The organism is Citrobacter sp. wls716, from assembly GCF_005280975.1.
GTDB lineage: Bacteria > Pseudomonadota > Gammaproteobacteria > Enterobacterales > Enterobacteriaceae > Citrobacter > Citrobacter youngae.
Genome location: NZ_SZWX01000021.1, coordinates 327,081 through 349,733, shown reverse-complemented (window position 1 = coordinate 349,733; position 22,653 = coordinate 327,081). Strand labels below are relative to the sequence as shown.

Sequence of the window (22,653 nt, the reverse complement as noted above, 5' to 3'; positions counted from 1 at the left end):
TGCCGCACATCGCTGCTTATTGCGCTTTAAAGGTGTGTAACCGGCTCGTTGCTTTGGTGAGTCCATCTTTGAATAAAATCTCGGTACAACGTGCCGCTTCGTCAATGGCTTCATCAATTAACTTCTGTTCTGAAACAGGCGGTTTGCCTAAAACAAAACCGACAACTTTATTTTTATCGCCCGGATGGCCGATTCCAACGCGTAAACGATGAAAGTTAGGGTTATTGCCTAACTTGCTGATGATGTCTTTCAGGCCGTTATGTCCGCCATGACCGCCGCCGAGCTTAAATTTGGCGACGCCGGGCGGCAGATCTAATTCATCGTGGGCGACCAGAATTTCATCAGGGTTAATGCGATAAAAGCTGGCCATTGCGCCAACGGCTTTGCCGCTCAGATTCATAAATGTGGTCGGTACCAGCAGGCGGACATCTTCACCTTCAAGCGTGACTCTGGAGGTGTAACCGAAGAATTTCGGCTCATCGCGCAGGGGGGCACGGAGTCTCTCTGCCAGTAAATCGACGTACCACGCGCCTGCATTATGTCGCGTTGCCGCATACTCTGCGCCGGGATTCGCCAGGCCGACAATCAATTTAATCGCCACGTAATTTGTCCTGAGTGTGTCTATAACCGGCGTGTAGTTTACTGTTTGCCGACGCGCTTGACAAAAAACTGCGTGGGTCGCACCGAAAACTGAATAATTGCAGAAGTGGACTATTGGAAATTGAGGGTGTTCAGTAGCTTATTTGTAAAGTTTTGTTGCGTTGCTGTTTGTATTTGTGATCACAGGCGCACTTGCGAATGGCAGTGTTGTCTATACTTTACACATAAGGATTAGGGGTATTCCCTGTAACAACCCAAAGTTCCGGAGGTGACACATGAAACGCAAAAACGCTTCGTTACTCGGTAACGTGCTCATGGCTTTAGGGTTGGTGGTGATGGTTGGTGGTGTTGGTTACTCTATTTTAAACCAGTTACCGCAATTTAATCTGCCACAGTTTTTTGCACATGGTGCCGTGCTCAGTATTTTTGTTGGTGGCGTCCTCTGGCTGGCGGGTGCCCGCGTCGGCGGACATGAACAAATCAGTGACCGCTACTGGTGGGTTCGCCATTACGACAAACGCTGCCGTCGTAATGATAGCCAACGCCACAGCTAAGTGCTGACATAACCTGCAGACCAGCCAGCGTTACGCTGACTGGTCGTTAGTTTTTCTCGTTGCTGCGCGAGCGGGATCGCATGCGCTGTAACAGTGCTAATAGCGCCAACATACTCGCCAGATATCCCATAACGACCGCTCCCTGATGTTTTCTGCTCTCAAGCTGCGGGTCAGCGGCCCATGCCAGAAACGCGGTGACATCTCGTGCGTACTGTTCTTCCGTTTGGGGAGCATGCGTTTGCATAGCCCAGGTGATGTCATTGTCAGCCAGCGGTTTGGGCATATTTATCATCCCGCCAGGGAAAAAACGGTTGGTTTTCATCTCCGGGTCATCGGTTGCATACCCGGTCAGCAGCGCATAAACATAATCAGCGCCTTGCTCGGTGTAGGGGGTGAACGCATCCAGTAAAAATCGCGGAAACCCACGGTCGTAGGTTCGCGCTCGAACGATATAGCTCAGGTCAACCGGCAGCGCGCCATTATTAAGGTATTTTGCTTCCTGGTCATTCAGATAAGGTGACGCGAAAACATCGTTCAGATTGCCTTCCCGTTCGCCGGGTTGACCGTCGTCTTCAATTGTCGCGAAGACGTAGCCGCTGGCCAGTGTTTTGGCCTCCGCCTCACTGAGTTGCGGCCCTCCAGCTTTAGTTAACGTTTTGAAAGTGAGATATTTCATACCGTGGCAGGCCCGGCATTTCTCTTCATAGACCTGCAGCCCGCGTCGCAGTTGTTCGCTATCGTGTTTACCGTTCACGCCGCTAAACGACCATGTCTGCGCGGTGGGTAGCTGTGCGCAAATCGCGTTGCTCAAGAAAAGAGCCAGAGTCAGAGTTGCAGTGGGTAAAAATCGCGCCATGATGTCAGTCCTGTCGTTCCAGTAAACGTCGGCACGGCAGCACAAGCAGAAACCATGCAAAATAAATAACGGTTGAAAGCTGAGACGCCGCGCGTGTCCAGCCATCGTCATCGCTAAAACCATCAATTAAGTCCGGCCCGACCAATGCTTTTGAGCCCAACCAACCCAGAAAGAGCGCATTGGCAACCCACAGCCAAAAAATGGCTTTAACCAGCCGACTGTTATTACGAAACCGTGCGTGTGACGTATCCAGCCACGGGAGAAAATAGAAAATCAGTACCGCAGCGCACATCGCAGTGATGCCTGCCAGTTCATTGGGGAAGCAGCGCAGAATGGAGAAGAAAGGCAGGAAATACCATTCAGGCGCGACGATAGCCGGTGTGAGTGTCGGGTCTGCCGGAATAAAGTTATCGGCGCTGCTGAGATAGTGCGGCGCGAAAAACAGAAACCAGGCGAACAGCATTAGAAAGAGGGTGAGTTTGATTGCATCGTTTTCGGTGATGCGAAAATCGAACAACACACGCTGAGACTCTTTGGGCGAAAATGTTTTCTTCCGCGCGTGGGCAAAAGCCGACTGGACGGTACGGATGTGCCATATCGTAACCGCGACAATGGCGAAGGGGATGATAAAGTGAAGGACATAAAAACGGCCTAATGTCGGCGTGCCGGGCATATAGCCACCGACCAAAAAGGTATATAGCGTATCGCCAATAAACGGTATCGCCCGGGCGAAACTGGTGATGACCGTAGCGGCCCAGTAGCTTTTTTGCCCCCAAATCAGGCTATAGCCGAGAAACGCTGTGATCATCAACAGCACATACAGCGTCACGCTGATTGCCCACATCTTCAGATAGGGTTTGCGGTAGACGTTATAATACATTGCCCGGAAAATATGCAGATAACAGGCGAAGAAAAAAAGCGACGCGCCAATAGCATGCAGATTGCGCACCAGCTCACCGTGTCTGACTGCGCGCAGAATATGAACAATAGAGTCAAAAGCGGATCCCGCTGTAGGCACATAGAACATAGCCAGCACGATACCGGAGAGCATTTGCACGCCGAGCATGACCAGCAATATGAGACCAATAGCAAAGATCCACACGCCAGCGACTGAGCGGGGGACAGGAAGACGAAACTGCAGGTGATACCAGGGGGAGGACGGATAAGCGGATTTCATCTCAGGCATCCTTCGTACCAATACGCAGACTCAGGCCGTCAGCCGACACGCTAAAGTCAGGGATGGCCAGATTCGCCGTGGCCGGGCCTCGTGTTACGCGCCCGGAGGTGTCAAACTCGGAACCATGACACGGGCAGACCCAGCCCTGTCCGTTGGGGTTGGCATTGGGTACACAACCCGCGTGGGGGCAGTAACCTTGTACTACCAGCCACTGTGGATGTGCCGCTGCCACCCGCTCGCTATCCGCCTGCGGATCGGCCAGTAGACGCAGATCAGCTTGCCGCGCCGCGGCAATCTCCTCCGCCGTGCGGTGGCGAATCAGGATCAGTTTTCCCTGCCAGATACGCTTCACCGTCTGGCCTGCTGTTACGCCTGCGAGGGAGACATCAACAGGTTCATTTTCCGCCGCCGTTTTATCATCCGGACCCAGCGCGGAAATGAGTGGCCAGACGGCGGCGGTCACGCCCGCTGCGCCGACAAATTTCGTCAGCTTGCACAGGCAATCGCGCCGCTGAGTTTGGATTGTTTCGCTAAGCGTTTTTTTGTCCACCACCGTTATTCTCCCTTTGTGACGGCGTTACTGTTTATCGATGCGGGTATAAATTTCCTGAAAACGCTTATCGGCAAGACCAGGGGCTTTGAACGCGCGGTAGCTGTCGGGTAAAACGGCGTCGCCGACTTTAATCAGCATGATCATGCCCTGCGCGTAGTGCGGTGAACATTTGATGCCGTAGAAACCTGCGTTGTCGTATTTCACTTCAATCTCTTCATCGATTTTGCCGATAAAGCCGGGGTATCCGGCGGGAGAGAGTTCGGCAATCGACGCGGCATTGTGGCTCTTATGTTTGCGGATAAACTTCACGCTATCACCTGGCTGGATCGCCAGATAGTCCGGCTCATAAACCATCGGGCCGCCTGTACCGCGGTTTTTCATCAGCACTTCGTAGGTTTGTGCAAAAGCCGTCGAGGTGAAGGCTAACAGGCATAAGATTTGCAAACTTTGCTTAACACATTTCATTGCGGTTCCTTTCGGTGTTTACGCGGGGCGTTGGTAACGGATAAAACAGTTCTCTTCGTCGGGGGCGTGTTCGACAATCGCGTCGATCCCAAACCAGCTATTAAGATTTTCACGGGTAAAAATGGCGGCAGGACGCCCCTGCATCGCCAGCTGTCCGGCTTTCATCACCATGATGCGATCGCAGAACATCGCCGCATGATTCAGGTCGTGTAGGGCAGCGATGACGGTGAGTTTTTCACGTTTAACCAGATTGAGCAGGCCAATCTGATGCTGGATATCAAGATGGTTTGTCGGCTCATCCATCAGCAGTACCTGCGGCTGTTGTGCCAGCGCTCTGGCGATGTGCAGACGTTGACGCTCTCCGCCGGAGAAGGTATGCCAGCAGCGATGCTGCATGTTTTGTAGAGCGACTTTCTCCAGCATCGTCTGCACAATATCGTCGTCTTTCCTCGACCACGGCGACAGCAGACTCAGCCATGGCGTGCGACCAAGCGAAACCGCCTGAATGGCGGTAAGACGCTCACTGGTTTCAGCCTGTTGTTCAACCAGTGCCACCTTTTGCGCCAGATGGCGGCGTGAATAGCGTCGAATATCCTGATGGTTTAACGTAACGTGCCCGGAAGACGGTTTCAGTAAACCCGCCAGGAGCGAAATCAGCGACGTTTTCCCGGAACCATTGGGGCCGATAATGCCGACAAACTCGCCGCGCGAGACCTGAAAAGAGACATCATTGACGATGGCTTTGCCTTTGACCTCCCAGTACAGATGCTGGGCGTTTACCACAGGATTAGCGGTCATTTCCCCGGATTCCCTCGTATCAAAATGATGGCAAATGCAGGTGCGCCGACCAGTGCGGTAATCACGCCGATCGGCAAGACCTGTCCTGGAAGTAAGGTGCGTGAAATAACATCCGCGACGATAAGGAAAATGGCACCAATAAGAGCGCTGACGGGCAATAGGCGATGGTGCTGATTTCCCACCAGTAACCGCGCAGCATGGGGGATGACCAGTCCGACAAAGCCAATGGCGCCGACGATTGATACCATTATGGCCGTCATCCCTGTTACGGCGGCAATCAGTACGCCACGGGTGCGTTTAACGGGAATGCCTAACGATGCCGCCGATTCCGCGCCAAACGAGAAAGCATCCAGATGGCGGGCGTAGCAAAAGCAAACGACGATGCCAATCAGCGCAGTAGGGATGGCCAGCACGACATCCGGCCAGCGTACCCCGCTGAGATTGCCCAGCAGCCAGAACATGATGCCCCGAGCCTGTTCGGCATTGGCTGAGCGCGTAATGATGAGCGAGGTAATGGCATTGAACAGCTGCGAACTGGCAATCCCGGCGAGAATGATTTGCGTGGTGGCCGAGCCGCTTTTGCCCCTTGCCGCCATCGCCAATAGCGCGACAAACAGAAATGCCGTCAGCGCGCCAATAAACGCGCCAAGCGACATGGAAATGATCCCTGCGCCAAGTCCGGTCAGGGCGATGAGCACCGCGCCCGTTGAGGCTCCGGCAGAAATACCCAGCAGGTAAGGTTCGGCTAGCGCATTGCGCAGCAGCGACTGGAGAACCACGCCTGAAACCGCCAGACAGGCTCCGCAACAGGCGGAAACCAGCGCGCGGGTCAGGCGGTAGTTCCAGATAATCCCGGCATCAAGCGCATCCACCGCATACTGTGTATCAAACAAGCGGTTTGCCAGCGTATGGCTGACATGCTGCCACGGGATAACCGTCTCACCGATTGAAATGCCCGCCAGAAGGACGCCGCACATCACCATGCTGACCCACAGCGCGTGGAACAGCGTCCTGCCTGCAAGCTGGCTCATGGCATGACGCGTCCTGCGTAATTCGCTCATTGTTTACGACTTCCCGGAATCCGAAAGGGCGCTATGCCCGTATAAGGCATAACGCGCGACGAGAGTTAGTGAGTCGTCTGAGGGTGCGCCAGACCATATTGCACCAGCGCATCGGCGAGTTTTTCCAGTCCGTCAATGGTTCTGATACCCGCGTTCATGGTTTGCACGTCGATCACCGGCAGGTGGTTTTCTTTCACTGCCGGGATCAGCCGGGTAACAGGATCGGACGTGAGGTATTCCATTTTGACTTTCCAGTCATCGGCCGGGAAGCGGCGACGGCCCATCTCGCCGAGGACGATGACCGATGGATTGGCTTTGGCAATGGTTTCCCAACCTACTGTTGGCCACTCCTCGGCGGAATCAATGACATTTTTCACCCCAAGAGATTGCGCTATCCACGCCGCGGGGCCAAATTTCCCGGCGACATAGGGGTCAAGCTGCAGGTCGGCGCTGGAGAACCAAAAGACGGCAGATACGTGGTTGTCCATGCCGGCAATCTTAGCTTTCGCAGCGGCTTCACGTGCTTTCAGGCTGGCAATCAGTTCATCGCCTTTGTCCTGTACATCAAAAATTTTCGCCAGGTCGGCAATTTCCTGATAGACCATGGCGATATCAAACATGCTCTTACGCACGCCGTCGCCGCCGTCTTCGTTGTCTTTGGCACAATCGGCTGGGGCGGTATAAACCGGAACGTGTAATTCGCTAAATTGTTCGTAAGAGGCAACTGTGCCCGCAGGGCCAATCTGCCATTCAAACTGACTGGCCACCAGATCCGGTTTTTTCGCAATAATCCCTTCGAAACTCGGGATGTTTTGCGCAATGACTGCAATCTTGTCATTCGCTGCTTTGTACTGTTCAGGTACCGGGCCAAACCACAGTGATGTTCCAACAACACGATCGGCCAGACCCAGGGAATAGAGGATTTCAGTACTGTTTTGTCCAACGGTAGTCACGCGTTTTGGCGCATGATTAAACGTAATATCCCTACCACAGTTTTTGATCGTTAATGGATATTCTGTTTTTGCCGCAGAAGCCATATTGCTGGTCAGGAAGAGTGCTGCGCCAGTCAGTGCCAGAAGTGAAAGTTTGCAATAAGCAGAAGTTATTTTTGCGTGCATTAGCGTTGTCCCGTTCATGCCAGAATCTGAACGTCTGGTCATGGTTCATTTCGTTCCATAAATTCGGGACAGGCACATGACGATAGATGACATCTAATCGTGAACTGCGGGCAAGATAATATGAAAATAAAACATATTGTTGCCAATTTGTTCAGAAATTATATTATTCATTCGTCAAATAAATCACCCCATGGACCATCCCGTCCACTCAATGTATACAACCTTGACAGCAGGTCTCCTGGCTCGCGGCAATCTGAATATCGGCCTTCCCATAAAGGCGTTCTTTACAGTGACCTGTCGTGGATAATCCACGACACAGTGATATTCAGTTTCCGCTTACAGTTGCGGGGGCAGCTATGGCATAAGATTAAAATAATCCGCACCATATTCCGTTTCAAAATGATAAATAGATTCTGAAATACTGTCGGTGGGGACTTTATCGGTATCGAATAGCCCCGTCAACCGCTTGAATAAGTAGGGTTGATACCGCTTTTATTTTTAAATTCAATAAAATCAATTCGTTGCTTTGGTGTTTGTGACATTAATTATGTGAAAAACACAAATGCCGATAAACTAAATGAGAATTGTTTGATGTTGATCAATTAATGTTTTCTTTGCCGAGCTGACCACGCTTAATAACGAAATTTACTGTGATATTTAATTATTTGCGCGGCGTCACATTTTTATTGATATTTTTCCATGTGTACGATTTGCTGTTCGCCACCTTCATCAAAAAAGACGGTAAAGTGATTTCGCAACCAAAATTGATAGCCACCAGGTAAAAAGTGGTGGGTGTGCAGATAGCGTATTTTATATTGTTGTCGGTCGCAAAATTGTTCCGCCAGCAGGACAAGTTGGCTGCCTATGCCTTGCCGACGATATTCCTGTGCGACGTAGCAGCGGCAAATTTCCGCGGTTGAGGATAATTGATAGCGTCCGCGCAGTGCCGGTATTCGGTCATCGTACTGGCAGACCGCCAGCGTAGCGATAAGTTGCTGTCGGTTATTCCATGCGCCGAGCAACAGATTTCGCGGTTGATGGAGGTAGTGTGAGCGCAGATTTAATACATCTGCATGCGGTTCAGGTGCTGGTCGGTTAGCGTTAAAATAGAGATTTAAATGGTGGATAATAAATGACTGAACGGACGAAATATCAGCCTCAGTTATTTCACGGAATATAAATGTAGTATCAGCGTTCATCGTTGCAGATATCATCAGAACCAGGGGAACTGGATAATAGCAACTCAGACGCGTTTACAGAAGAGAAGTGTTACCGGCAAGCCTGCGCAAGCCGGTAACATCGTATGATTAAATATCTGCCAGCGCGGCATCACGGTTCGGGAAGAACGCCAGACGGCCGGGGATGGGTTGGATACCCGCGCGTGCCATGGTGCGTAGCGGCTGGAATTCCAGATTACTGATACGCAACTCACAACCTTCCGGCAGGCGTTTAACAAAACGCTGGAAGGCGTCCAGACCACCGGCATCCAGTACCGGGACGGCGTCCCACTTCAGCACCACAATGCGTTTGCCTTCAAGGCGAGATTCGAGATCGGTAAAGAGTCCCTCTGCTGCGGCAAAGAAAAGCGGGCCAATAACGCGTAGTACCAGTACATCGTTTGGTACGTCTACGTTAACCGGTGCCAGACGCGTCATGCGTGCAATACGGCGCATAAACAGCAGCGAAGCGAGAACGATACCGACGCTGATGGCGATAACCATATCGAACAGCACCGTCAAAGACATACACATCAGCATAACGATGATGTCGTCTTTTGGCGCGTGGCGCAGGAGATCCACAACTTTATGCGCTTCACTCATGTTCCATGCCACCATCAGCAGCAGGGCAGCCATCGCCGACAGCGGTAACCAGGAAAGCAGCGGCGCAAGCACCAGCAGGGCGAGGATCACCAGAATCGCGTGAATGACCGCAGAAATTGGCGACGTTGCGCCGGCACGAACGTTAGCCGCAGAACGGGCAATTGCCGCCGTGGCAGTGATACCGCCAAAGAACGGTGCGACGATGTTGCCCAGACCCTGACCAATCAATTCGCTATTGGCCTTATGCTTGGTGCCGGTCATCCCATCGAGGACGACAGCGCACAGCAGAGATTCGATTGCTCCGAGCATTGCCATCGAAAAGGCTGCGGGTAACAGTGCCTGTAATGAACTCCAGCTCAGCGTAAAGTTGGACCCTGGCATATCCCATGGCAGTACCAACTGCGGCAGCAGCTGTGGGATACCGTTACCCTGCGAGCCATCGGCCAGAATGTAATGGAACTGAGACCCGATGGTCGCTACATGGCCACCCGTCAGGTTCACGATACCCATCACCGCACAGCCTGCCAGCAGTGCAGGAAGGTGGCCCGGCAGGCGGATCCCCAGACGCGGCCAGAAAATCAGGATCCCCAGCGTGACCACGCCAATCGCGGCATCCCCCACGTTGATGGTAGGCAGGGCCATAAACAGCGCGCCGACCTTCTGCAGGTAGTGCTCAGGGACATGAGCCATCTGCAGGCCAAGAAAATCTTTAATCTGCATGGTACCGATGGTGATACCAATACCCGAGGTAAAACCTAACGTAACGGACACCGGAATGTATTCGATCAGGCGGCCAAATCGAGCGAGGCCGAAAAGGATCAGGAATATCCCGGACATTAGCGTGGCGACCAGCAGACCTGCCAGTCCAAACTGTTGCGACACCGGATACAAAATCACCACGAAGGCGGCAGTTGGGCCTGATACGCTAAAGCGTGAGCCCCCGGTGAGGGCGATAACAATCCCAGCCACGGCAGAGGTGTACAGGCCGTACTGTGGTGCAACGCCACTACCGATTGCCAGCGCCATCGCCAGCGGAATGGCAATTATCCCAACCGTTATCCCGGCGATCAGGTCGCGGGTAAAGCGAGAAACGGTATATTTTTCTTTCCAACAAGCGTCGATGAGGGCGCGGAAAGGCATCACATGTGAGGAAAATAATCTGTTCACAATAATGTTTCATCCATGGGCGCATCATCTGTCAATTGAATGGCAGGTGAAGGAGGCAAAAGTCATACAAATAAATATTACAGATAAAAAAACCCGCCGCAGCGGGTTTTTGAGCCGGGTTCGATTAATGCTCGAACATAGCAGAGATGGATTCTTCGTTGCTGATACGACGAATCGCTTCGGCCAGCATACCCGACAGAGTCAACGTACGCACGTTTGGCAGTGCTTTGATTTCGTCGGTCAGTGGAATGGTGTCACAGACAACGACTTCATCAATTACTGAGTTGCGCAGGTTGTTTGCCGCATTACCTGAGAAGATCGGGTGAGTTGCATAAGCAAATACGCGTTTAGCACCACGCTCTTTCAGCGCTTCAGCTGCTTTACACAGCGTACCGCCGGTATCGATCATGTCATCAACCAGCACGCAGTCACGGCCCGCAACGTCACCAATGATGTGCATCACCTGAGAAACGTTCGCACGCGGGCGACGTTTATCGATGATAGCCATATCGGTATCGTTCAGCAGTTTAGCGATAGCGCGGGCACGCACGACGCCACCGATGTCTGGAGAAACCACAATCGGGTTGTCCAGATTCAACTGCAGCATGTCTTCTAACAGAATCGGGCTACCGAATACGTTATCAACCGGCACATCAAAGAAGCCCTGGATCTGTTCAGCATGCAGGTCAACGGTGAGGACGCGGTCAACGCCAACGCTGGACAGGAAGTCCGCGACGACTTTAGCGGTAATCGGAACACGAGCAGAACGTACGCGACGATCCTGACGTGCATAGCCGAAGTAAGGGATAACGGCGGTGATACGGCCTGCGGAAGCACGGCGCAGCGCATCAACCATAACGACCAATTCCATCAGGTTGTCGTTAGTAGGGGCACAAGTGGACTGGATGATGAAAATATCACCACCGCGTACATTTTCATTAATTTGTACGCTGACTTCGCCGTCGCTAAAGCGACCTACAGCGGCGTCGCCGAGTGAAGTGTACAGGCGGTTGGCAATACGTTGTGCTAGTTCCGGGGTGGCGTTACCAGCAAAAAGCTTCATATCAGGCACGAGAAGAACCTCAGGCATGCGTCCATTGGTGGAAAGAATCTGCCGAAAACTGTGCGGGCCAGGCAGTATCCTCTCCAGGCGGTGTATTAAAGAGCGCGATGCAACGTCTGGAACAGGGTGACGTTGTCACCGCAACTCAGCTTGCCCGGCTTACTCGTCATCAGCCGCGTTTCATGTGCTGGCATCAATTTCTCACACCAGTCACATACTTTTGTATGTGTCTGGCGATTCGTCATCTCGCCATCTTCCTGAAACCCAAATGATTTAGAGTAGCGCTCTGTGCAATGGGGAGAGGTTGACACCTTTCGCCACAAAGCCTTTGAGCCAATCCGGGGCTTGCTCAAGCACCTGGCGAGCACGAGACTCAGTGTCAAATTCAGCAAAGACACAAGCCCCTGTACCAGTCAGGCGCGACGGCGCGTATTCTAACAGCCAGGAAAGCGCCGCATCAACCTCGCGAAAACGTTTTCTTGCGATAACCTCGCAATCATTGCCGAATTCACATTTTAGTAACGTTTCTATTGACCTTTTTGGCGTGTTACGGGGGAGGTCAGGATCGTTAAAAATCACCGGCGTTGGAATACTGACTCCCGGATGGGCGACCAGGTACCATTTTTCTGCTGGATTGACCGGCGTCAGAATTTCTCCTACGCCTTCAGCAAAGGCTGCGTGACCGCGAACGAATACCGGTACGTCGGCGCCCAGCGTTAAGCCCAGTATTGCCAGTTCATCTACAGACAACCCACACTGCCACAGATGATTCAGCGCCACTAAAACGGTCGCCGCATTCGATGAGCCACCACCGAGGCCGCCGCCCATCGGCAGGCGTTTGTCGATACTGATGTCCGCGCCGCTCCCTTTGGGAAGACGATTGCTTTCAGACGCCGTTGTCATTAGCAAACGCGCTGCGCGAACGATCAGGTTGTCTTCATGCTCAACCCCATCAACGGGCGTTAACAGATGAATTTCACCGTCGCTGCGCAGCGCAATATCTATCGTATCGCCGTAATCCAGAAACTGGAACAACGTCTGCAGCGTGTGATAACCGTCCGCACGCTGCCCGGTGATGTATAGAAATAAATTCAATTTTGCCGGAGAGGGCCAACGGGTCATCATTTCACAATCCAGTTATCCATTTTCAGCTTAATGCGCTGGGAGCCGTCGGACAGCTCCATATTTGCAGGCATCGCCGGCTGCGTTTTGCTGTCGTAGGCGCTGTACACGACTTTCCAGCTTTTGCCATCTTTACTGTAATTCACTTCGCTCAGACGATATTGGTCGTCAAGTTTATAATCGGTGGCGTCTCCCGGCAGACCCAGGATCCACTGGCGCAAGCTGTTCAATGGAATAGGCATGCCGGTCAGTTTACCAATCATCTCTTCGGCGTCGTCAGCGGTGTAGTGCTTCCCTTTGTTGTCGACGAGTTCCACGTTGCCCGGTTGCGCGTTCAGTTCCAGTTCGGTACTGCCCAACGGATTGGTTAGCAGAAGGCGATAGCGATCCTGGCCAGTTTGCTGCCAGAAAAAGCGGGCATACACTTTCTGCTGGTCGGAAATATAGGCAAACGCACCGCGTGTCTGATATTGGTTCAGGGCGCGCACTTCCTGCTGGTGCTGGCGCCACTGCGGAGAGTCGGGGCTTTTGCCGGGACCTTTCGGCGCGTTGAGCGTACAGGCAGTAAGAACCAGGGCCGCCAGCGGCAGCAGGCGAATCAGGCGAAAATCAGGCAGGGTCATAATGATGACAAATCCTTGTAATACGGTGCATTAATTGCCTGATGGCGCGGCGCTTATCAGGCCTACAAACTGAATCCGCAGGTCGGAAAAGACGCGTTTTTCGCCATCCGGCAAAATCATGCCAGCGGTTGCAGTTATAACCCTTAATGCTAGCGCCGACCGTGAATATCGTCTACGGTCACGTTATCTTAATTTAAACCGTAAGCTATTACTCCAAAAGGGGGCAGTCTCTTTTATTGGCTGCACGCATCCTGTATGATGCACCCAGTCTAACCTTATCAACGCTGGTACTATTCCCGCACACATGACCCTTTTAGCGCTTGGTATTAACCATAAAACGGCACCTGTATCGCTGCGAGAACGCGTAACGTTTTCGCCGGATACGCTCGATCAGGCGCTGGACAGCCTGCTTGCGCAGCCAATGGTGCAGGGCGGGGTAGTGCTGTCGACGTGTAACCGCACAGAGCTGTATCTCAGCGTAGAAGAGCAGGATAACCTGCAGGAAGCGCTGATTCGCTGGCTGTGTGAGTACCACAATCTGAACGAAGAAGACCTGCGCAGTAGCCTCTACTGGCACCAGGACAACGACGCCGTCAGCCATCTGATGCGTGTCGCCAGCGGTCTGGATTCGCTGGTGCTTGGCGAGCCACAAATTCTGGGGCAGGTGAAAAAAGCCTTTGCGGACTCGCAAAAAGGCCATCTGAACGCCAGTGCGCTGGAACGTATGTTCCAGAAATCATTCTCTGTCGCGAAGCGTGTACGCACAGAAACGGATATCGGTGCCAGCGCGGTGTCCGTCGCGTTTGCTGCCTGTACCCTGGCGCGGCAGATCTTTGAATCCCTTTCCACGGTAACCGTGTTGTTAGTGGGTGCCGGCGAGACCATCGAGCTGGTGGCGCGACATCTGCGTGAGCACAAAGTGAAGAAGATGATCATCGCTAACCGCACACGTGAGCGTGCGCAGGTGCTGGCCGATGAAGTCGGCGCCGAGGTGATTTCTCTGAGCGATATTGATGCCCGCTTACAGGATGCCGATATTATTATCAGCTCTACCGCCAGCCCGCTGCCTATTATTGGCAAGGGGATGGTCGAACGTGCGCTAAAAAATCGCCGTAATCAGCCTATGCTGCTGGTCGATATTGCGGTACCACGCGATGTTGAACCGGAAGTGGGCAAACTGTCCAACGCCTATTTGTACAGTGTTGACGACCTGCAAAGCATCATTTCGCATAACCTGGCGCAGCGCAAAGCGGCCGCCGTGGAAGCGGAAACCATCGTTGCGCAGGAAACCAGCGAGTTTATGGCCTGGCTGCGAGCACAAAGCGCAAGCGAGACCATCCGCGATTATCGCAGTCAGTCTGAACAAATCCGTGATGAACTGACCGCTAAAGCGTTGGCTGCTCTGGAACAGGGCGGTGATGCGCAAGCCATTATGCAGGACCTGGCGTGGAAGCTGACTAACCGCCTGATCCACGCACCAACCAAATCACTTCAACAGGCCGCCCGTGACGGGGACAGTGAACGCCTGAATATTCTGCGCGACAGCCTCGGGCTGGAGTAGCAGTACACCAATCTCATTTTTTACAGGGTGCATTTACGCCTATGAAGCCTTCTATCGTTGCCAAACTGGAAGCCCTGCATGAACGCCATGAAGAAGTTCAGGCGCTGCTCGGTGATGCGGGAACTATCGCAGACCAGGAACGCTTTCGTGCATTGTCGCGCGAATATGCGCAATTAAGTGATGTTTCCCGTTGTTTTACGGACTGGCAACAGGTTCAGGAAGATATCGAAACGGCACAGATGATGCTCGACGATCCTGAAATGCGTGAAATGGCGCAGGATGAACTGCGCGAAGCAAAAGAAAAATGTGAACAACTGGAACAGCATCTGCAGGTTCTGCTGCTGCCAACCGATCCTGATGATGAACGTAACGCCTTCCTCGAAGTGCGTGCGGGAACCGGTGGTGATGAAGCGGCGCTGTTTGCGGGCGATCTGTTCCGCATGTACAGCCGTTACGCTGAATCGCGTCGCTGGCGGGTAGAGATCATGAGCGCCAGTGAAGGCGAACATGGCGGGTTTAAAGAAGTCATTGCCAAGATTAGCGGCGAAGGCGTTTACGGGCGACTAAAATTTGAGTCCGGCGGTCATCGCGTACAGCGCGTACCGGCGACCGAATCTCAAGGGCGTATCCATACTTCCGCTTGTACGGTCGCGGTGATGCCGGAACTGCCGGAAGCAGAACTGCCGGATATCAACCCAGCCGATCTGCGTATTGATACCTTCCGCTCATCCGGCGCTGGGGGTCAGCACGTTAACACCACCGACTCCGCTATCCGTATTACCCACTTGCCGACCGGCATTGTGGTGGAGTGTCAGGACGAACGTTCACAGCATAAAAACAAAGCGAAAGCGATGTCAGTGCTGGGCGCGCGTATTCGTGCCGCCGAAGTGGCCAGGCGTCAGCAGGCGGAAGCCTCTGAACGTCGCAACCTGTTGGGCAGTGGCGATCGCAGCGATCGCAACCGTACCTATAACTTCCCGCAGGGGCGTGTGACCGATCACCGCATCAACCTGACACTTTACCGTCTGGATGAAGCGATGGAAGGTAAACTGGATATGCTCATTGAGCCAATCGTCCAGGAATACCAGGCCGACCAGTTGGCGGCGTTGTCCGAGCAAGATTAATGGACTATCAGCAATGGCTGCGTGAAGCAATAAGCCAGTTACAGACCAGTGAAAGCCCGCGCCGTGACGCCGAGATTTTACTCGAGTTTGTCACCGGTAAAGGGCGTACCTTTATTCTGGCGTTCGGCGAAACGGTGTTAACCGAGGCGCAGCATCAACGGCTCGGTACATTACTGGAACGCCGTCAGCGGGGTGAGCCGGTGGCACATCTGACCGGTGTGCGCGAGTTCTGGTCGCTGCCGCTGTTTGTGTCTCCGGCTACGCTTATTCCACGCCCGGATACCGAGTGCCTGGTTGAACAGGCACTGGCGCGTTTGCCTGCCTCGCCGTGCCGTATTCTCGACTTGGGAACCGGTACGGGCGCCATCGCGCTGGCGCTGGCGTCTGAGCGTCCGGATTGCACGGTGACAGCAGTTGACCGCATGCCGGATGCCGTAAACCTGGCAAACCGCAATCGACAAAATCTGGCTATCGACAATGTGCATGTGTTGCAAAGTGACTGGTTCAGTGCTTTGCAGGGGCAGCAGTTTGAGATGATCGTCAGTAACCCGCCGTACATCGACGAGCAGGATCCTCACCTGGCGCAGGGCGATGTACGTTTTGAGCCGCTATCGGCACTGGTAGCGGGCGAGCAGGGTATGGCGGATATCGTGCATATCATTGATCAGTCTCGACACATGCTAACGCCCGGCGGTTATCTGTTGCTGGAACATGGCTGGCAACAGGGTGAGGCGGTACGCGACGCGTTTACCCGCGCAGGTTACCAGGCGGTTGAAACCTGTCGTGACTATGGCGGCAACGAGCGGATTACGCTCGGGCGCATCCCATCATGAATTCGTTCAGCACACTACTTACTATTCATCTCGTTAGCATCGTGCTTTCTGTCGGGCTACTCACGTTGCGTTTTTGGTGGCGTTCTACCAATACACGTCTTGCATCATCGCGCTGGACGCGTATTCTGCCACCGATCATTGATACCGTTTTACTCCTCAGCGGCGTGGCGTTGATCGCTAAAACGCACATCCTGCCATTCACCGAGCAGGGGACATGGCTGACTGAAAAGCTGTTTGGGGTTATCATTTACATCGTTTTGGGTTTTATTGCGCTCGATTACCGTCGGGCGCGCAGTCAGCAGGCGCGATTAATCGCATTTCCGCTGGCGCTGGTGGTGCTGTACATCATCATTAAACTCGCCACCACAAAAATACCGTTACTGGGGTAAGTCATGAGGTCGTTAGCTGATTTCGAATTTAATAAAGCGCCGTTGTGTGATGGGATGATCCTGGCGTCGGAGTCTATCCGTCTGGATTTTCCAACACAAACTGTCTATGACGAACTGGAACGTCTGGTTGGTCTGGCGCAAGAAGAAATTAGCCAGCTCCTGTCTCAGGATGAGCAACTGGATAAACTGCTGGCACTTTTTTACGGCGAATGGGGTTTTACGGACACCCACGGCGTCTATCGTCTTTCTGATGCACTATGGCTCGACCAGGTTCTGAAAAATCGTCAGGGCAGTGCGGTTTCACTCGGTGCCATCTTATTGTGGATTGCTAACCGACTGGATCTGCCGTTGGTACCGGTGATTTTCCCGACACAACTCATCCTGCGTATTGAATCGCTCGATGGTGAAATGTGGCTAATCAATCCGTTCAATGGCGAAACGTTAAATGAACACACGTTGGAAGTGTGGCTGAAGGGTAACATTAGCCCGGTTGCCGAACTGTTCAACGAGGATCTTGACGAAGCGGATAACGCGGAAGTGATCCGCAAACTGCTCGACACGCTGAAATCATCGCTAATGGAAGAGCGACAAATGGAACTGGCGCTGCGAGCCAGCGAAGCATTACTGCAGTTTAATCCTGAGGATCCGTATGAAATACGCGATCGCGGATTAATCTACGCGCAGCTGGAATGTGAACATGTTGCGCTGACTGATTTAAGTTATTTCGTTGAGCAGTGTCCGGAAGACCCGATCAGCGAAATGATCCGTGCGCAGATTAATACTATTTCGCACAAGCAAATTGTATTGCATTGATTAATAACACTTTACCTACCGTTTAAGGCGATCCTATGAAACAAAAAGTGGTTAGCATTGGCGACATCAACGTGGCAAATGACCTGCCGTTCGTGCTGTTTGGCGGAATGAACGTGCTGGAATCCCGCGATCTGGCGATGCGCATTTGTGAGCACTACGTAACCGTTACTCAAAAGCTGGGTATCCCTTACGTGTTCAAAGCCTCCTTTGATAAAGCCAACCGTTCTTCCATCCACTCTTACCGTGGGCCAGGTCTTGAAGAAGGGATGAAAATCTTCCAGGAACTGAAGCAGACGTTTGGCGTAAAAGTGATCACCGACGTTCATGAAGCCAGCCAGGCACAGCCTGTTGCCGATGTGGTGGATGTGATTCAGCTGCCGGCATTCCTTGCTCGTCAGACCGACCTGGTAGAAGCGATGGCGAAAACGGGCGCTGTTATTAACGTGAAAAAACCGCAATTCGTAAGCCCGGGTCAGATGGGCAACATCGTGGATAAATTCCATGAAGGCGGTAACGACAAGGTTATCCTGTGCGACCGTGGTGCGAACTTTGGTTATGACAACCTGGTTGTCGATATGCTGGGCTTTAGCGTGATGAAGAAAGTTTCCGGTAACTCTCCGGTGATTTTTGACGTCACCCACGCGCTGCAGTGCCGCGACCCGTTTGGCGCAGCAAGCGGCGGTCGTCGTGCACAGGTCACCGAACTGGCTCGCGCCGGTATGGCGGTAGGCCTGGCGGGTCTGTTCATTGAAGCGCACCCGGATCCAGCCCATGCTAAATGCGACGGTCCATCCGCGCTGCCGCTGGCGAAACTGGAACAGTTCCTGACGCAGATTAAAGCCATTGATGACCTGGTGAAAAGCTTCGACGAGCTGGATACTGAAAACTAAGAGCGTTCAACAGGCCGGGGGATATTCCTCCGGCCTGTTATTTCCGTCAGGCGCCAAACGCGCCGTCAATAGTATGCATTGCGCCTGTCACAAACCCTGCTTCAGGTCCAGCAAGCCAGGCAACCATTCCGGCAACTTCTTCCGGTCGCCCATGTCGTTTTAGTGCCATAAAGCTGTGCATCAGCTCTTTCAACGGGCCTTCTGCCGGATTGGCATCGGTATCAATCGGGCCAGGTTGCACAACGTTCACCGTAATACCACGCGGACCAAAATCACGAGCCAACCCTCTCGCCATCCCTTGTAGTGCCGACTTGCTCAACGCATAAGAGGCCATACCGGCGATGGGCATACGGTCACCATTTACTGAACCGATAATAATGATTCGTCCTCCATCAGGCATCTGGCGTGCAGCCTCCACCGCGGCGTAGTAGGGGGCGTGAATATTAATGCGGAAAAGACGTTCAACTTCATCAGGATCCTGCTCCAACGCGTCGCCGAACAGGATAATCCCAGCGTTAACGACCAGCACATCTAACGGGCCACTTTCCCGCACCCGTGCGATAACGTCCTCGCGTCTGGCGCTGTCGGTTTGCGCCGTATGGGTGCCAGTCTCATCGGCCAGCGCTTTGGCGGCGTCAGGAGAGCCGGAATACGTGAAGGTGACGGATGCACCCTCCGCGGCAAAGCGGCGTACAATTGCCGCACCGATCCCACGACTACCACCAAGAACCAGCACCGATTTACCCTTGAATGAAGACATCAGATACTCCTTGAACAATTGTGTAGTGATCGATATATAATTGGCGCATGGTTTTCTGTCAATGGATTTATAATGGTCACTACAAAATACTCACGCGCGCCGGGTCGACCACGTAATTTTGACCCAGAGCAGGCGGTTGCGACGGTACAACGTTTATTTCACGCTCACGGCTACGATACCGTTAGCGTGGCGGATGTCACTCAGGTACTGGGTATCAAACCCCCCAGTTTCTACGCTGCTTTTGGGAATAAGCTCGGCCTTTATCAACGAGTATTGAGCCGTTACGTACAAACCGATGCGATCCCTTTTGACGATATTTTATGTGCCGACAGACCCGTTGCTGGCTGTCTGGCAACGCTGCTTGAGGAGGCGGCACGTCATTACGCAGCCGATCCCGATGCGGCAGGATGTTTAGTACTGGAAGGAACACATTGCAATGACCCTGAGGCACGCAATGCCGCCCGTGCGTTCTACTCGGTAGCTGAAAATAAGATCCATAACTTTATTGCCCAGCGTTACCCCGAAGAGGCGAAAAGTATGACCGATTACGTCTGTACCACGATGTTGGGTTTGTCGGGAAAAGCGCGTTGCGGACACTCGCTTGAACAACTGGTATCCAGCGCGCAACTAGCCAGCCTTGCGTTTCGGCACAGGTTTCCTGATTAGCTTTGCACAAAAAAGGAAGATAAACATGATGAGTAAAATGGGCCTTTGCTTCAAAACACCTCCTCCTGCGATGCGTAATATGGCGTTGGCTGTAATGCTGATGGGGACATCCTCTTTGGCTTCTGCACAGGATAAAGCTGATGTTGTTTTGTATAACGGCCAGCTTATTACCATGGACGAACAACAGCCAAACGCGCAGGCTCTGGCGGTAAAAGGGCAACACATTATTGCTGTCGGAAATAATGAAGAGATTAAAAAATGGTCAGGGCAGAATACGCGAGAAATTAATCTTGCGGGTAAAACGGTGATCCCTGGATTAATTGATACGCATCTGCATGGTATTCGCGGAGGAAGGACGTTCTTATTCGAAACCTACTGGTTTGATGCCAAAACTATACCTGATGCTCTGCACAAACTGTCGCAATCGGCAGAAGAGAAAAACGCAGCGCAGTGGGTGGCCGTGGTGGGATCATGGATACCTGAACAATTTGCTGAAAAGCGAGATCCCACCCTACAGGAACTGAATCAGGCGCTGCCTGCAAACCCTGCAAACGCATGATATTACCCAGCTTCGCTGGTCAATAGCCCATTTAAATACCGGTACGGCAGAGACGATAGCCCGGATGAAGCAATTAGGTTTAGCCTATTCCGTGCAGATGGGGCCGTATTTTGAATCTCCCGCCATTGAACGCGCTAATGGTAAAACCGTTGCAGCACAGTCATCCCCCATTCAACCCGCACTAGAGCAAGGCGTGATCGTTGCAGGGGGAACGGATGCGACAAGAATTGGCGTTGCGGGTGTGTGGCATGCCATTGAATACCATGTGACGGGGAAAGCGCTCGACGGCTCTGTACGTGATGAGGAACGTCGGATCAGCCGGGAAGATGCGTTAAAAATGTATACGCTAAGTGCCGCCTGGCTGGCATTTGCCGAACAGCAGAGAGGGAGTTTGCGCGCTGGCAAGCTCGCTGATTTTGCCGTTCTGGATCAGGATGTTCTGGCAGTTACTGCAGATAAACTGCACCAGACACAAGCGCTATTAACGTTTGTGGATGGCCAACAGGTCTACCCGGAGCAATAAACCAGGATAAAAAAACGGCCCTGCAAAGGGCCGTGGATTGCACCTGAGTTGATTATCAGGCGAATATCGTCATCAGGTAGGCGATAAACAGTGCCAGATGCGCTGCACCGTTGAGCACATTGGTGCGTCCGGTGGAGAAGGAGATATGGCACAGCACCAGCGAAGAAACCATGACAATCATCTCTGGTGCGCCCAGCGCGAACACCAGGTCATTTCCTGTTGCCCAGGCAATCAGTGTGACGACGGGTACGGTCAGTGAGATGGTGGCAAGTACTGAGCCGAAGAATAAATTCATCGCTCGCTGCACCTGATTGTTCAGTACTGCTTTCAACGCACCTAAACCCTCAGGGGAGAGAATAAGCAACGCCACCAGGAAACCGGTAAATGCCACTGGTGCATTCAGCTCAGTGAGTAATGTTTCCAGCGGATTGGCATTCATTTTGGTAACGGCAATAACGGCAATCAAATGGATGACAAGCCAGGCTGCGTGCCACAGATTGCTGTGCGCTGAAGGTTTACCGTGATGTGGGTCATCGCCGTCCCCCTCATCTTCATGTTCGTAAATGAACAGGCTCTGGTGTGTTTTAGTCTGGATCAGCAAAAATACGCCGTACATTGCTGCTGAAATTAAGGCTACCAGCAGTGCCTGTGCGGTGGTGAAATTCGCTCCCGGTAATGCCATCGGGAATACCAGCACGATAATGGCCAGCGGGAATAGAGCAATTAAATACTGCTTAATACCGAACAGGTTCATATACTGGGTGGCAAATTTGCGGCCACCCAACAGTAATGAAAACCCGACCAGCCCACCGGTTACGATCATAATGATTGAATAGAGCGTATCGCGCATTAGCGTGGGTGCGGCGTCACCAGTTGCCATTAATGCGGAAATTAAACTGACTTCGAGAATAACCACCGAAAGGCTGAGAATCAGCGAGCCATAGGGTTCACCAAGTCGGTGAGCTAATACGTCTGCATGACGGACAACGCTGAATGCGCTACTTAATATACCAATAAGGGCTAGTGCGTTAATGCCGATGACCACTGGTAGTGACTGACTGCTCCCCCAAAAGAACAGTACTACCAGCGCCAAAATCGGAAAGGCGAGTGAGGTCTCCTTGTGGCGGGTTTTTACCGCCTCATGTGCATGTGTCATGTAATTAATTCTCCATCTCTGCAGGTGCTTATAATTATAAATGTATTAAAGAATGTAAAAAATAACAGATCTTTCGGTATTTCCGATCTGATTTTACGTAATTTTACGGCATGGACCATTTTTTGCATCAAAGTGAGCAAAATGGTGTGTCTTGTTTAGAGAGCATTTAAATAACAAGATGTTAGATTTCTAAATCAATCAAAATATCACACGATGAGATGCTGACGGTCGCGCCAGACCGGGACATAAAAAGAGGATATAAAGTGCCGTTGAGCCTTTGTTGCCTTGCATGCAGTCGATGAATTGCCTATTGTCCTGGTATTGGTTTCAAAATGAGCAGTAAAAAAGCCTGGAAGGCGTCAAAAAAGTTGTCGCAGGGAAGTCGCAGTGGCGGAGGTGTAA

24 protein-coding genes, 1 pseudogene and 1 riboswitch are annotated in these 22,653 nt (G+C 52.5%); of the genes and pseudogenes, 10 read left to right on the top strand and 15 right to left on the bottom strand.

Going from position 1 to position 22,653, the window contains the following annotated elements; genetic code table 11:
* Nucleotides 1-16: 16 nt before the first annotated feature.
* Nucleotides 17-601 carry an aminoacyl-tRNA hydrolase gene (gene pth, locus FDX24_RS04355; protein ID WP_003020814.1) on the bottom strand — a complete coding sequence of 195 codons (585 nt, stop codon included), beginning with the start codon at nt 599-601 and terminating at the stop codon, nt 17-19.
* 274 nt (nt 602-875) lie between these two features.
* Between pth and ychH the strand changes: the two genes are divergently transcribed.
* Nucleotides 876-1,154: a stress-induced protein YchH gene (gene ychH, locus FDX24_RS04350; protein ID WP_048211449.1), complete on the top strand. Its 279-nt coding sequence runs from the start codon at nt 876-878 to the stop codon at nt 1,152-1,154.
* Nucleotides 1,155-1,200: 46 nt separating this feature from the next.
* Here ychH and FDX24_RS04345 read toward each other — a convergent pair whose 3' ends face one another.
* The 10 genes from FDX24_RS04345 to prs all read right to left on the bottom strand — a co-directional run bounded on the left by FDX24_RS04345 (nt 1,201) and on the right by prs (nt 11,241).
* Nucleotides 1,201-2,010 (bottom strand): cytochrome c1, encoded by an 810-nt coding sequence (locus tag FDX24_RS04345; RefSeq protein ID WP_137363873.1) that lies wholly within the window; start codon nt 2,008-2,010, stop codon nt 1,201-1,203.
* Between the two features lie 4 nt (nt 2,011-2,014).
* Nucleotides 2,015-3,187, bottom strand: coding sequence for a cytochrome b N-terminal domain-containing protein (locus FDX24_RS04340; protein ID WP_101742648.1), 1,173 nt, complete (start codon nt 3,185-3,187; stop codon nt 2,015-2,017).
* A 1-nt stretch (nt 3,188) separates the two neighbouring features.
* Nucleotides 3,189-3,740, bottom strand: a complete 552-nt coding sequence (gene petA / locus FDX24_RS04335) for a ubiquinol-cytochrome c reductase iron-sulfur subunit (RefSeq protein ID WP_137363872.1) — start codon at nt 3,738-3,740, stop codon at nt 3,189-3,191.
* A gap of 24 nt (nt 3,741-3,764) precedes the next feature.
* Entirely contained in the window at nt 3,765-4,205 is a 441-nt protein-coding gene (locus FDX24_RS04330) for a pseudoazurin (protein WP_048211453.1), read from the bottom strand.
* A gap of 18 nt (nt 4,206-4,223) precedes the next feature.
* On the bottom strand, nt 4,224-5,003 hold the full coding sequence (locus FDX24_RS04325; RefSeq protein WP_048211454.1) for an ABC transporter ATP-binding protein: 780 nt from the start codon (nt 5,001-5,003) through the stop codon (nt 4,224-4,226).
* Complete coding sequence (locus FDX24_RS04320) at nt 5,000-6,064, bottom strand: iron ABC transporter permease (protein WP_048211455.1); 1,065 nt, start codon at nt 6,062-6,064, stop codon at nt 5,000-5,002. The genes FDX24_RS04325 and FDX24_RS04320 overlap by 4 nt, the downstream gene beginning before the upstream one ends.
* A gap of 65 nt (nt 6,065-6,129) precedes the next feature.
* The gene (locus tag FDX24_RS04315) at nt 6,130-7,182 is read right to left on the bottom strand and encodes an ABC transporter substrate-binding protein (protein ID WP_048212574.1); all 1,053 of its coding nucleotides are present in this window, start codon (nt 7,180-7,182) and stop codon (nt 6,130-6,132) included.
* Between the two features lie 210 nt (nt 7,183-7,392).
* Nucleotides 7,393-7,623, bottom strand: a riboswitch (cobalamin riboswitch).
* Between the two features lie 242 nt (nt 7,624-7,865).
* On the bottom strand, nt 7,866-8,381 hold the full coding sequence (locus tag FDX24_RS04310) for a GNAT family N-acetyltransferase (RefSeq protein ID WP_071887408.1): 516 nt from the start codon (nt 8,379-8,381) through the stop codon (nt 7,866-7,868).
* A 108-nt stretch (nt 8,382-8,489) separates the two neighbouring features.
* Nucleotides 8,490-10,169 carry a C4-dicarboxylic acid transporter DauA gene (gene dauA, locus FDX24_RS04305; RefSeq protein ID WP_075551372.1) on the bottom strand — a complete coding sequence of 560 codons (1,680 nt, stop codon included), beginning with the start codon at nt 10,167-10,169 and terminating at the stop codon, nt 8,490-8,492.
* 124 nt (nt 10,170-10,293) lie between these two features.
* Complete coding sequence (prs, locus tag FDX24_RS04300; protein WP_001518537.1) at nt 10,294-11,241, bottom strand: ribose-phosphate diphosphokinase; 948 nt, start codon at nt 11,239-11,241, stop codon at nt 10,294-10,296.
* Between the two features lie 98 nt (nt 11,242-11,339).
* Here prs and FDX24_RS23400 point away from each other — a divergent pair, with 98 nt between their 5' ends.
* Nucleotides 11,340-11,504 carry a hypothetical protein gene (locus FDX24_RS23400; RefSeq protein WP_170973050.1) on the top strand — a complete coding sequence of 55 codons (165 nt, stop codon included), beginning with the start codon at nt 11,340-11,342 and terminating at the stop codon, nt 11,502-11,504.
* A 1-nt stretch (nt 11,505) separates the two neighbouring features.
* Here FDX24_RS23400 and ispE read toward each other — a convergent pair whose 3' ends face one another.
* Together ispE and lolB are read right to left on the bottom strand one after the other, a co-directional pair.
* Nucleotides 11,506-12,357, bottom strand: a complete 852-nt coding sequence (gene ispE, locus FDX24_RS04295; RefSeq protein WP_048211458.1) for a 4-(cytidine 5'-diphospho)-2-C-methyl-D-erythritol kinase — start codon at nt 12,355-12,357, stop codon at nt 11,506-11,508.
* Complete coding sequence (gene lolB / locus FDX24_RS04290; RefSeq protein ID WP_048211459.1) at nt 12,354-12,977, bottom strand: lipoprotein insertase outer membrane protein LolB; 624 nt, start codon at nt 12,975-12,977, stop codon at nt 12,354-12,356. The genes ispE and lolB overlap by 4 nt, the downstream gene beginning before the upstream one ends.
* Nucleotides 12,978-13,281: 304 nt before the next feature.
* On the opposite strand from lolB, the gene hemA reads away from it, so the two are divergent.
* The 6 genes from hemA to kdsA are packed head-to-tail and all read left to right on the top strand — an operon-like array spanning nt 13,282 to nt 18,587.
* Nucleotides 13,282-14,538 (top strand): glutamyl-tRNA reductase, encoded by a 1,257-nt coding sequence (gene hemA, locus FDX24_RS04285; RefSeq protein ID WP_040233235.1) that lies wholly within the window; start codon nt 13,282-13,284, stop codon nt 14,536-14,538.
* A gap of 41 nt (nt 14,539-14,579) precedes the next feature.
* Nucleotides 14,580-15,662: a peptide chain release factor 1 gene (prfA, locus tag FDX24_RS04280; RefSeq protein ID WP_048211460.1), complete on the top strand. Its 1,083-nt coding sequence runs from the start codon at nt 14,580-14,582 to the stop codon at nt 15,660-15,662.
* Nucleotides 15,662-16,495 (top strand): peptide chain release factor N(5)-glutamine methyltransferase, encoded by an 834-nt coding sequence (gene prmC / locus FDX24_RS04275; RefSeq protein ID WP_048211461.1) that lies wholly within the window; start codon nt 15,662-15,664, stop codon nt 16,493-16,495. Before prfA ends, prmC begins: the two co-directional genes overlap by 1 nt.
* Nucleotides 16,492-16,884 (top strand): invasion regulator SirB2, encoded by a 393-nt coding sequence (gene sirB2, locus FDX24_RS04270; RefSeq protein ID WP_061068025.1) that lies wholly within the window; start codon nt 16,492-16,494, stop codon nt 16,882-16,884. Before prmC ends, sirB2 begins: the two co-directional genes overlap by 4 nt.
* A gap of 3 nt (nt 16,885-16,887) precedes the next feature.
* Nucleotides 16,888-17,697, top strand: coding sequence for an invasion regulator SirB1 (gene sirB1, locus FDX24_RS04265; RefSeq protein ID WP_048211462.1), 810 nt, complete (start codon nt 16,888-16,890; stop codon nt 17,695-17,697).
* A 35-nt stretch (nt 17,698-17,732) separates the two neighbouring features.
* Nucleotides 17,733-18,587 (top strand): 3-deoxy-8-phosphooctulonate synthase, encoded by an 855-nt coding sequence (gene kdsA / locus FDX24_RS04260; protein WP_048211463.1) that lies wholly within the window; start codon nt 17,733-17,735, stop codon nt 18,585-18,587.
* Nucleotides 18,588-18,633: 46 nt separating this feature from the next.
* Here kdsA and bdcA read toward each other — a convergent pair whose 3' ends face one another.
* Nucleotides 18,634-19,347, bottom strand: a complete 714-nt coding sequence (gene bdcA / locus FDX24_RS04255; protein ID WP_101743261.1) for an SDR family oxidoreductase — start codon at nt 19,345-19,347, stop codon at nt 18,634-18,636.
* A gap of 72 nt (nt 19,348-19,419) precedes the next feature.
* Here bdcA and FDX24_RS04250 point away from each other — a divergent pair, with 72 nt between their 5' ends.
* Nucleotides 19,420-20,013, top strand: a complete 594-nt coding sequence (locus FDX24_RS04250) for a TetR/AcrR family transcriptional regulator (RefSeq protein ID WP_137363871.1) — start codon at nt 19,420-19,422, stop codon at nt 20,011-20,013.
* Between the two features lie 70 nt (nt 20,014-20,083).
* Nucleotides 20,084-21,095 (top strand): annotated as a pseudogene (locus FDX24_RS23805) (amidohydrolase family protein).
* Nucleotides 21,096-21,150: 55 nt separating this feature from the next.
* Here the strand turns inward: FDX24_RS23805 and chaA are convergent.
* Complete coding sequence (gene chaA, locus FDX24_RS04240; RefSeq protein ID WP_061068020.1) at nt 21,151-22,251, bottom strand: sodium-potassium/proton antiporter ChaA; 1,101 nt, start codon at nt 22,249-22,251, stop codon at nt 21,151-21,153.
* Nucleotides 22,252-22,653: the final 402 nt, after the last annotated feature.